This window comes from Microcystis sp. M049S2 (genome assembly GCF_020245625.1).
GTDB classification, from domain to species: Bacteria; Cyanobacteriota; Cyanobacteriia; order Cyanobacteriales; family Microcystaceae; genus Microcystis; species Microcystis ichthyoblabe_A.
The window spans coordinates 24803-34987 of sequence record NZ_JADBUN010000089.1 but is presented as its reverse complement, the minus strand read 5'-3'; the positions used below and the strand labels follow the sequence as shown (position 1 = coordinate 34987).

9 protein-coding genes are annotated in these 10185 nt (G+C 44.0%); 1 reads left to right on the top strand and 8 read right to left on the bottom strand.

Annotated elements, in window-relative coordinates:
- The 8 genes from cas5d to cas3 all read right to left on the bottom strand — a co-directional run.
- Positions 1 to 482 (bottom strand): type I-D CRISPR-associated protein Cas5/Csc1 (gene cas5d, locus IM496_RS07605; protein ID WP_287661664.1); only part of this gene is annotated, 482 nt, incomplete at its 3' end.
- A 55-nt stretch (positions 483 to 537) separates the two neighbouring features.
- Positions 538 to 1545 (bottom strand): type I-D CRISPR-associated protein Cas7/Csc2, encoded by a 1008-nt coding sequence (gene cas7d, locus IM496_RS07600; protein WP_287661663.1) that lies wholly within the window; start codon positions 1543 to 1545, stop codon positions 538 to 540.
- 17 nt (positions 1546 to 1562) lie between these two features.
- Positions 1563 to 5006, bottom strand: a complete 3444-nt coding sequence (gene cas10d, locus IM496_RS07595) for a type I-D CRISPR-associated protein Cas10d/Csc3 (protein WP_287661662.1) — start codon at positions 5004 to 5006, stop codon at positions 1563 to 1565.
- Positions 4999 to 5433 carry a type VII toxin-antitoxin system HepT family RNase toxin gene (gene hepT / locus IM496_RS07590; RefSeq protein ID WP_002778659.1) on the bottom strand — a complete coding sequence of 145 codons (435 nt, stop codon included), beginning with the start codon at positions 5431 to 5433 and terminating at the stop codon, positions 4999 to 5001. The genes cas10d and hepT (IM496_RS07590) overlap by 8 nt, the downstream gene beginning before the upstream one ends.
- A gap of 3 nt (positions 5434 to 5436) precedes the next feature.
- A complete protein-coding gene (mntA, locus tag IM496_RS07585; protein ID WP_287661661.1) occupies positions 5437 to 5895 on the bottom strand; it encodes a type VII toxin-antitoxin system MntA family adenylyltransferase antitoxin in 459 nt (152 codons plus the stop codon).
- Positions 5888 to 6286 carry a type VII toxin-antitoxin system HepT family RNase toxin gene (hepT, locus tag IM496_RS07580; protein WP_287661660.1) on the bottom strand — a complete coding sequence of 133 codons (399 nt, stop codon included), beginning with the start codon at positions 6284 to 6286 and terminating at the stop codon, positions 5888 to 5890. Before hepT (IM496_RS07580) ends, mntA (IM496_RS07585) begins: the two co-directional genes overlap by 8 nt.
- 41 nt (positions 6287 to 6327) lie before the next feature.
- A complete protein-coding gene (gene mntA, locus IM496_RS07575) occupies positions 6328 to 6747 on the bottom strand; it encodes a type VII toxin-antitoxin system MntA family adenylyltransferase antitoxin (RefSeq protein WP_072924215.1) in 420 nt (139 codons plus the stop codon).
- 170 nt (positions 6748 to 6917) lie between these two features.
- The gene (gene cas3, locus IM496_RS07570; RefSeq protein WP_287661659.1) at positions 6918 to 9083 is read right to left on the bottom strand and encodes a type I-D CRISPR-associated helicase Cas3'; all 2166 of its coding nucleotides are present in this window, start codon (positions 9081 to 9083) and stop codon (positions 6918 to 6920) included.
- A gap of 99 nt (positions 9084 to 9182) precedes the next feature.
- Between cas3 and IM496_RS07565 the strand changes: the two genes are divergently transcribed.
- Positions 9183 to 10046: a WYL domain-containing protein gene (locus tag IM496_RS07565; RefSeq protein WP_287661657.1), complete on the top strand. Its 864-nt coding sequence runs from the start codon at positions 9183 to 9185 to the stop codon at positions 10044 to 10046.
- Positions 10047 to 10185: the final 139 nt, after the last annotated feature.

The following is a 10185-nucleotide window of genomic DNA, read 5'->3' as shown; positions in this document are numbered from 1 at the left end:
TCTTTTTGTTTTGATAGGGAAAGTTCTGTCAGTTTTACTTCCGCTTTACTCATCCATTTTCCCAAACGAATCCATTTAGGAAGTTGTAGGGGGTGATGGGAAATGATAAAACATTCAAAAACACTTTCGGGAGCGATTTCTTTTGCCCTGCCAAAACTGGGAATATTTTTCTGGGTTTTTTCCATCTCCACATGATAGTTATTATTGGCATATTTCCAAGTATTGAGAACCGCCGTATGAGCGATCGCACGTGCGGGAGTGACATAAATTTTCTCTTCGTTCAGAGGATTTAAATGTTCTTGGTACTGGGGAATCTGTTCGGAACAGAAGTAACGATAACTATCGCTATTTACCAATCCCAAAGCATAACAGAGCGCGTAATTATGGATTACGGGTTCGCTTTCGTAGAGTCTGCCGATTTCACGGGTTGCGTAATAAAGACTATCGTGCAGTTCTAATTGACAGGAATAAATATGTACCATAACTCTTTAAAAATTGCGAGGATCTAGGGTGAGAAATTACTCACCCTACTGAAATTTACGGTTTTTTAGCGGCTGGCTTTTTCTCGGCGATATGTTTCTTAGCGTAGTCTTTCGCTTCTTTATCCGCTTGGTTTAAGAGCGATAAAATTCCTGCTTCCGTACCCGTGAGAGTTTTCACCTCAGTTAATAAAGGTTGAAAATTTTCCCCGATAAAATCGGTATGAACGATAAATTCTTCCGCCATTAATGCTTGTATTGCTTCGGTGGCTTTTTCCATAACTAAATCCTCATCTAAGGGATCGATCGAGTGTAATACTTCATCGGGAAGGCGATCATATATTGCCTGTGTCCAGCGCAAATTACTAACAATTTCCCCATCGGCAAAAATAACACCGATAAGCTCATTTCTTACCCGTCCCGTCCGGGTGGTTTGTGCGCCGTAGTGGCGGGTACGCAGGATGTTATTAAAAACATAGAGAAAACTTGCTTCTGTCGGATCTTTGAGCGTGACAATACTAGGGAAAAACACCTGCGGACGGATGTGATCCTGCTGGTTAATTCGGCTAGTCACTTCTCCCAGTTTGGTTTTATTTTCTCCCTTAGATGCCATAGTACCGTTCTCGTAGGGAGCGTTGAAAGTAAAACTTTCATGGGATTCATCAAAGGGTGTGATCGAAAAGGCCGTATCTACTACTACTTTCGATTTTTCTGAACCCGAATCACCGATGGCAAAACCATAAATAATACAGTCGGGGTTATTCATGGCAAATTTTACATTGTACTCACATTCTTCGGCGGTAATTAATTTGTAGTTTCTGAGTAATTCTCGACCGACTAAACGTTCTGGAGTTGACTGTTTCCGTTTAAACATCGATAAACGACTAATCGTTTTTTTGCTATCAATTCCCGCACGAACACGAGCTTTATTTAGCTCTCCATCTGTTTGAAATAAAGGATAAGATTCTGTGACTCGAATCGTCAAAAAGTGAACGTATTTTCCCATCGGTTTGTAGGGAATCTCGCTATGAAAGAATTTAGAATCGAGGGTTTTCAGTAAAGACATGGTAGGTACTCCTTGAATTAATTATTGTTTTCAGAATCTTCATCCACAGGTTGACCCTGGGCTTTTAACTCTTGATTTTCTCTGTCCTGTTCGAGACGGTAAAGAAATTCGCAGGTATCGCGAATAAGGTTTAATTGTCTGCCGGCTAGACGCGCTCGATCGCCCTTAAAAGAACCCTCGAACACATCGATCACAAAATAACGAGCAAAAGACAATATTTTCTGTCTTTCCTGTTCTCGATCGGATAAAATCCAGCGACCTTCTGCTGTAGAAGCATGAACCCGATTCATTAAGCTGGCCACTTCCGCCGCTACTACAGAGACTAGGGCTTCTCCCTGATACATTCCTCCTTTGAGAATCGTATCGGCGGCCACATCGATCGGTTTTAAAACTGCGTTCGCTTTCGGGTTATATCGTTTATTAGCTCGATAGAATTGACGATACAATTCGGTTAAGTTTTTAGGATGATTTAAGGGCGATTCTACTGTCATATCGATAGTTAAATTGGTTCGGTTGGCTTGTACATAGGGATCGAAACAAGGATAAAAATCGTAGAGATACAGAGCGATTCGATTAGCGCTCGGTATGTCGGCATCTTTGCCCCGTTTCCACTGTTTAAGGTAATGAAAAACATAGAGAGGACTGGTTTCTAAATTGATAGCGAGTTCCGTTAATTTGCCCCAATTGGGGTCATAACCCGTCTTACCCTGCTTCGAGTTTACGTCTAAATGAATAGAATAGGCTGCGGTTAGGGTATTTAAGGGGGCGGAATATTTTTTTCCGTCATTATCTTGCCATGGGTTCAAGACTCGATCGAGACGGAATCGATCGCATCGGGTTAAGGACCGGATCGCTTGGGGCGCACTGTCGAGAAATACCGTCTCTTCAAATTCCGCACCGTCGCGATAGGGAGGAATAGGAGACTCAGAAACCACCGTTTTGACATCTAGAATCATCGGGAAAGCTAATCCTAACCATGCCGGCATGATCCATGATTCCGTATCGGTGGGATCGCGGCCCGGAGGTAGGGCCATAAAATAAAAGGTTAGGGGTTTATCTTCGGGATAGGATAGTTTAAAAGTGCGGTCTTTTTTGCCATCTTCCTCCTCGTTAATTCTTTCCTTTTTCTGCCTTAATTTTTCATCGATCAGGAAACTATCGACACTCTGATAACGGGTTCGATCGAAGTTAGCGACTAGATTCTTATCGACAAAGTGCAACTTTATCGAGCTATCAAAACGAGTTTGAGCGATGTTAGCGTAGGCTTTTTGTAAAAAACTATTGGTTTCGGGAGTAAAATAATAGGTCGGGTAAAAGTACAGATAGCGATATTTGCCCTCCTCGAAACGTTTTCCTACCGCTTGGGTTTGATTCATAAGAATCTGACGCAACATCATTTCCGTTCCCGCGATACTGGAAATGTTTCGTTTGGCGTTCGAGCCTGCCAGCATTTGTTTATTAGTATAGACTTGGGGAGTGAAAAGAACCGCCGATTCCATCTGTTCGCTGACACTATAGGGAGAATGGGAGATCGAACAGAGAAGTTGACGGCCGCGACCTTGTTTTTTAGCGGCGTTGTAGTGGTTTAATTCTTTCTGGAAGGTTTCGATCGAGTGGGCCAATTCCCGACCGGGTAACTGCACCACTTGATTAACCCACTCTCGCAAATCCTCCCAACCATCGGGTAAGTTATATCCCGCAACTATGGCGGCGATTTTTGCGGCGAGAAAAGCGATTAAATCTTCTGCAACCGGTCTAATATCCTCGATTCCGGGATGCTGTTTCAGGTATCGCGCCGCTAGATAATACCATTCGTAGGGAACCCCTCCCGTATTGCCTTTCAGTTTGAGTTCTTTTAACGATTCATTAATACGCTTGATCGCTCGGATTTGTGGCAGATAATTTTCTAGATTCCAATAATGCGCGATCTCGCTAATTAAATCTAAATCCGGCGGTGCGGGTAAGTTTTTCTGCAATTTTCGCGCCTGTTCGATTTTTTCCAGGCGATCGCCCCAGATTTTCCTCGTCACCACGTCCCCGAATTCCGCTAGGCGATCGATGCGGATATCATCTTCACAATGAAAATCGTAATCCGTCGGTAAAACGCCCTGTTGTTGAAATTTAATCAGGTTTTCGCCGCGACTTCGGGCCACGGACGCTTTATTATCACCGAGGATGCGAAGGGTGGCGTTGAGGGCAGCGCGCATTAACCCAGCATCGTCGAAAAATTGGCTGTAGTAATCTGCGTATTTCATCCCCTTGCCATCTCGGCCGAATCCCGTTTGTTTACGCTGTAATTCGCCGCTACAGAGGGATTTAATGGTGTCCACCACTCGATTCGGTAAGGTTTCTAGGGACACTTCTGGCGCGTTTTTGGGGGCGATATAGACAACTCCCGTAGGCAAGTAAAGTAAAGGCTGATAGTCTAGTTCTTGATGTGCTTCCATCACCGCGTTATTAAGTACGTTCGTTAGTACCCCGCGGTTTTCGGCGATACTGTGGTAAGTGAATTTTAGTTCCCCATCGCTGAGGCTGTATAAAAGGTCTTGTAACGGAGCTTTTTCCGCATCGTGGGGGTGTTTAATAATGGAAGCCAAGCGATCGGCTAGACAGGCAAGATCGGTTAAACTTTCGAGAGCGCTATTGTTTAAGCGAGTATTTAACCCATCTTCCGAGGTATTTCGATCGGTATCATTCCGACGCTGGGCATTTTTAGCGATATATATCAAATCATCAAGATATTCAGTCCATTTTTTTGGTTGATCGGAAAATAAAAAGCGATCTAATCCTAATTCGGGAACCAATACTTGAAAAATCTCTCGATGTTCCTCTCGTGATAGTTTGCGGATATCTCGATCGAAGTCCTCGTTAATCTCGATATATTTCGCCGGCATCGCGGGAAAAAGCGAGTAGCGGAATTTCTCGAAATCGTGGAGAATAAACCCAGCGATCGCCAACCTGCGCTCGCATTCCTTTACTACCCGTCGAACGGTAGTATTGAGTTTTTCTAGTCGTTTTTCGATGAGATTGGCGGGAAATAATCCATTAAGTAAATGAGTATTGAGAGATTGATCGCCCGCGTTATCCCGTCGAACTTTGCTTTTTCCCTCTAATTCCCGACGGCGATCGATTTCCTCGAAGAAATTTCCTCCTTTTGCCGTGACACCGATCGCTAATCGGAGTAAATTGGGTAATACCATTTCGGCAAAATCTGCCATAACTCGATCGTCGGGGTTTTCGGCTCGAATCGCCTCCCGTAGGAGTTTTAGGGTTAGCAGTTGGCGAACGGTTTCGACTCGGCGATCGCTTACCGATTCGCTAATTCCTAAATCTTCGCCAGAAAGAGATTCTAAATCAATATCCTCGAACTCAAAATCCAGATCTTTATCTTCAATTTCTGTAGTGTTATCGAATAGATTTAACTGTCCCGTTTCCTCTAATTTTTTTTGTTTTTTAGGCATCTTTCACCTCTAGAGAGTCTAAATAGTCGGTAATTTGTTTGAGATAAAGCGGAAATTGAGATAAAGCGATCGGAATCGCCTTAAAAACAAGTTCATTATCGATCGCCTCGTATTGATGCACTAAACGATTTCGCATTCCTGATGATTTCGCCAACTCCCCGGCTAGTTCTCTGGTAGTTAAACCATTTTTACCAGCTTCTATAAAAGAATCGTAATAGGTAGCGGGAGTTACGTTATGTAATTGTAAAAGAAGATAGCTATTAATATCGGAAGATGACTCTACCAATAATTCTATCAATCTCTCAACCATAAGTTGATAGTCAAAATTGTCCAAATACTCTGATAGAGTAACGCTCTCGAACCCCCGTAATCGATTAAGATATTTGATCATCAAACGAATTCTAACGGTGACTATCTCCCTTTCCATCGTTTAAACTCCCCATTGTTTGAGCCAAAGATCGATACTGTCTTTTTGAATCTTTCGGAATTTAGCGGTATCGGCGTACTCTTTCCAAGCGCGTACACGAAATTTTAAAAAGTCTCCCGTATTTTTTTCATAGATAAGTTTTCCATCTCGTGCGACTTGATACTTCATTAATGGAGAACAGCGATCGAGTTCAATTAGATCGATCGAATCACGGTTTATCTCAAACAATTCACTCAAGATAGAGAGAGAAGTTAAGTAATCATTACTGATTTCCTTAATATGTGTTTGTCTGTTTGCTTCATCGTATGAAATTCCCAAATCCCAATCGCTATCAGGTTTATGCTCTCCGCACGCTCTAGAACCGAAGAGAATTAATAGTTTTAAATTCGGTAGTTTTTCCACAGTCGTGGTTATTCTATTGACTGTATCGATAATTTTTAATTCTTTCGTATTTTTAACCATTTTCTGCCTCCAAGGAATCTAGATATTGAACGATCGAGCGTTGGTAGCGGGGATAATCTCGTAAAATATTAGCGATCGAGGAATGAACGATATCGGGATCAATTTTCTTGTATAGGTGTACGAGTAAGTTTCTTAATTTAATAGACTCGGCCAGTTGAACGGCTAGGTGTTCTTCTAAGATTCCCAGTTCTACGATTTGAAATAAAGCGTCGCGAGCATTATTCGGAGACTCGATATCTAAATATTTTAAAATCTGGTAATTGATATCGATGCCAGTTTGAACGATAAGCTGAATTAACCTTTCTATGGCTAATTGACGTTCTCTTAATGTACGATAATCCTCTAAGGTGATCGAACCGTACTCGCTAAGTTCGGCGAGGTATTGATTCATGAGGTTTAATTCGTCTATCGCAATCAGAGGTTGAATAGCATTTACACTCCTTTTTCTCGTAGAGAAATCTCTAGATTATTCCGTAATTGACGGTATAACGCTTTCGATTCTTCAGGATTCATGAGAAATTTTTCTTTAAATCCCTCGAATAGTCCCGTTTCCCGTTCGTATAGAAGTTGACCATCCCGTGCGACATAATGAGCGAGGATCGGCGAACATTCTTTTAAATCAATCACATCAATTTTGTCCTCGGGAATCTCTAAAGCTTGTTCGAGTAGTGTATAAATTTTCAACAGACTCGAAATATCCTTTTGATCGCTTCTTTCCTCGTATAAAACAGCGAAATCCCAATCGCTATCAGGTTTATGCTCTCCACGCGCTCTAGAACCGAAGAGAATTAATAGTTTTAAATTCGGTAGTTTTTCGACAATAGCCGTAATTTTTTCTACTAGCCTATTCATATTTAGCCCCTATCAAAAAAAATGGCAAGAATCCGATGGATATATCGATCGATGTCCCTAGCGTCTGTCTATGTCTATTATCAAACGCGGAGGAAGCAAAGAGCAACTAAATCCCAGAAAAAGTGTCCGTACACTTTGATTCCCTCATCTCTTGGTAGCCTCAAACGGCATCAACAGATCCACACCTCACCCCCTTGACCTTTGAACCGATGAGCGAGAGTATCCAACAACAAAGCCGATTGACCGATCGCGATAGAATAGGGTGACACGGGAGAATGAATACTACTCTCGTCACTAATCGGATAGATACCGAAGTGCATCGGTAATTGTAAGCGTTGGCGAACTGCGGCAACGGGATAGGCAAGAACGAAGCTAACCAGAGCCAGATCCCGTAACTCCCGACTAATTCGATCGAGCCAAGGATTATCCGGTTGCCAAACACCGATTCCCGTCAAAACCTGTACTTTCCACGCGGAGGCGATCTCGCCTAAATCGCCGTCGTAGGTAAAGCGCCAGTTTAACCGTTCCTCTCGATATCCCTTTAAATTCAGAAACGCGAGACAATAATCGAAACGTCTGCGTGCGATCGGTGTTTTCGTGGCCTCGATCTGGCGCTTAAACTCGCCTTTTCTCCACACCTCCACCTCTAGATTACCGAGAATACTGGGTAAATCGTAGGTTTTAAAGCGATCGCATTCCTCTGGTTCCGTCGAATCGTATAACCCGCATAGTAACGGACTCGACCCGCGAAAACTAGACGCATCCTCGAAAATCGGATTACCGTTTTTCCCCGATAACTCCTTCCATTCGTCGGCCCATCCTTTCACCCGACCGGCGACCCGTTTTAAACTGGTATCGAAAACCTCCTCGCATTCCTGTTGAAACTTCTGGCGACTTTCCCCGTATTGGGATTTGATCTTCGGACTCCCTAAATTCCACCAGAGTTGAAATGATTGTACCGCTCCCCAACGTTGGTAATAACCCTCGAAATTATTGATATGACGGTAGTTACTCTTGATGGCCTCCTGTAGCTGAATTCGGTCATACCGTTCCCCGACTTGTAACGGTGCGTCTTTCTTCTCGAATAACCGTTCTAGGAAAAATTTCGGAACCAGAGCGATCGCTGTGAAGTTAGTAAATTTTACCGCTGTTCCCTTTCGATCGTAGCCGCTGTGACGGCCTAAACGGCCGAAACGTTGAATAAAATTTCCCGCATCCGACGACTCAAAAATGAGGAAATTAATCTTGAAGTCCACCCCCACATCGATGGTACTCGTTCCGATCACCAGATCACGATTTAACGATGCCAACTTCTCCCGCGTTCCCGAAAGACCCGTATTTTCCCCCACTGTTAAACCGATAGTCGCCAATAATTCTCGGAAAATCGGCAGCAGACGTTTAACCGAAGCGATCGAATTGAGAATAATCGCGCCCTTGCTGCCGGGGTATCGCTTAAAATAGTCTAAAATTCGCTCTTTATTTTCCTTCAACCAATTTTCCGAAGTTTGAAAACTCGACGGTAAGGGAATAAAAGATAGCTCGATTTCCGAGGTTACTTGTCGCCATCCCCTTTGAGCGAGGGAATTGGCCTCTTCTGGGGTATCGGGAAACCGGTATTTTCCTTCTCTTACCGGGTCGATCGATCGATAGCGAAACCCCGCTTTATCCAATCGTTTTAGTAAACCCTCGTCGGGAGTTGCGGACAAAAACAGGTATCGTTTCCCACGATTGGCCCGTCGGATTAGAAGCATGGTATTGATAATACTGGCGACCTGTGGCGTGCCGAAAACGTGAAATTCATCGAATAGGAAGAGATCGAAATGTTTATCGATCCGGTTCCATAGCTGATCGGGGTTATCGTAGGGGGTTAAATAGGCCCCCCGATGCAGATAATGGAAAATATCGGGGTTAGTTAAGAGAATTTCCGACTGTTTCGATCGAGTCTCTAGAGCGATCGCTTTCGTTTTTCCATCCCGTTCGGCGTACAATTCCAACTCGGGCCCGGTTAAAAGATTGACCCGCGGTTGATCCGTTGGTTGAAATCGTTGAATATATGCCTCGATCTGACCCCGCTGATCCCGCGCTAGTTCGTTGGTTGGGTAGAGTCCCATAATCGGGAAATATCCTTGCAAAGTTCGCAGGTAGGCCGCTAGACTTTTCCCGTCCCCCGTCATGGCCGTATTGATGATTACCGCGACATCGGGATCGTTGAGTGCTTTCCACGTCTCCACCTGATGCCACGATAACCGCCATCCTTGCGGAACCTTGATCCCGTCCGGGATCTCGTCCGCGGGACAGGAATAGACCGGCCTGAGCGTTACTTGATAATTTACCATGAATTTCTGTCCGTAATTCCTTGCCATCTTCCATACTAACCACGATAATAGGGATGGACAAGTACCTTAACAGAAAAAGTGTCCGTATATTTATAAACTATGAGCCGGATAGGACAATCGATCACTTTATCGGTCAGTGAAAAAGAAAAACAGGCCCTAGAAATCCTTGCCAGTGAATTCGGGCTATTTTGGGGAGATAAACCGAATATATCGAAGTTAATCAAAGAAATTGCCCGTAATAAGCTTAAAATCGCCCCTAATCACGACTGGAAGCCCGATCGCTTGCAGATGCTCCAACAGGCGATCGATTCTCTTATTGATGCCGGACAAATCCCCATCGCCCTAGAACTAACTAAACTACTATTAGAACGGAGCGAACTGTCGGGACCCTTACGGAAAGAGCTAGAAGGCCGCCTCGACAATCCTCCCCCGCCATGGCGGTTAGAACTCGATCGCTGCATTCTCCGACAACAACCGTTTCAGTTATCCTATCAGGATGCCGGCGATCGAATCTGGGAATTCCATCTTTACCATGCCGCTATCAATCGTCACGAAGACCGGTTATATCTCGATTGTTGGTGCGAGGAAACCGAGGGAAATCAAGATATTTCCGAACTACACCATAATTGGAGTTTACGGATCGATCGAATCCCCAACGATTCCTTAATTACCCCGATCCCTAGGGGCAAATGGCGCAATCAGCTTGATAGTGTGTCGGCCGAGTTTAAGCTATTCGATGGATTAGCTCGATCGTACCAGACTAAAACCGCTATCGATATCGCCGACGAATTGATCTCGAACGATCCCCTCGTCCGGCAGATTACCCGACAGGTAACGAGTAGCTTCTGGTTTTTCCGCGAGATTCTCCCCTACGGGGAAGATTGCTTGCTGATCTCCCCGGAAAAAGTCCGCAAGCGTTTTTATGACAAGGTGCAGCGGCTTTATCGACGCTACGAGTCCTGAAAAGATTTTCGTCCCTGCTGAATCAAGATACGATACTAAATGCTGTTTAAAATATAAGAAAGTGGGCGTTGTCAGCTCAGAATAGGAAAGATGCAATGCAATCCTTGTTATCAAAGTAATTTCATTTCCGGTGCTGATT

Bases quoted from the DNA above. Each gene is read 5' to 3' on its own strand.
- hepT (WP_002778659.1), bottom strand. From the start codon at position 5,433: ATGGAAAGGGAGATAGTCACCGTTAGAATTCGTTTGATGATCAAATAT.
- cas10d (WP_287661662.1), bottom strand. From the start codon at position 5,006: ATGCCTAAAAAACAAAAAAAATTAGAGGAAACGGGACAGTTAAATCTA.
- mntA (WP_287661661.1), bottom strand. From the start codon at position 5,895: ATGGTTAAAAATACGAAAGAATTAAAAATTATCGATACAGTCAATAGA.
- cas3 (WP_287661659.1), bottom strand. From the start codon at position 9,083: ATGGTAAATTATCAAGTAACGCTCAGGCCGGTCTATTCCTGTCCCGCG.
- mntA (WP_072924215.1), bottom strand. From the start codon at position 6,747: ATGAATAGGCTAGTAGAAAAAATTACGGCTATTGTCGAAAAACTACCG.
- cas7d (WP_287661663.1), bottom strand. From the start codon at position 1,545: ATGTCTTTACTGAAAACCCTCGATTCTAAATTCTTTCATAGCGAGATT.
- hepT (WP_287661660.1), bottom strand. From the start codon at position 6,286: ATGAATCAATACCTCGCCGAACTTAGCGAGTACGGTTCGATCACCTTA.
- IM496_RS07565 (WP_287661657.1), top strand. From the start codon at position 9,183: ATGAGCCGGATAGGACAATCGATCACTTTATCGGTCAGTGAAAAAGAA.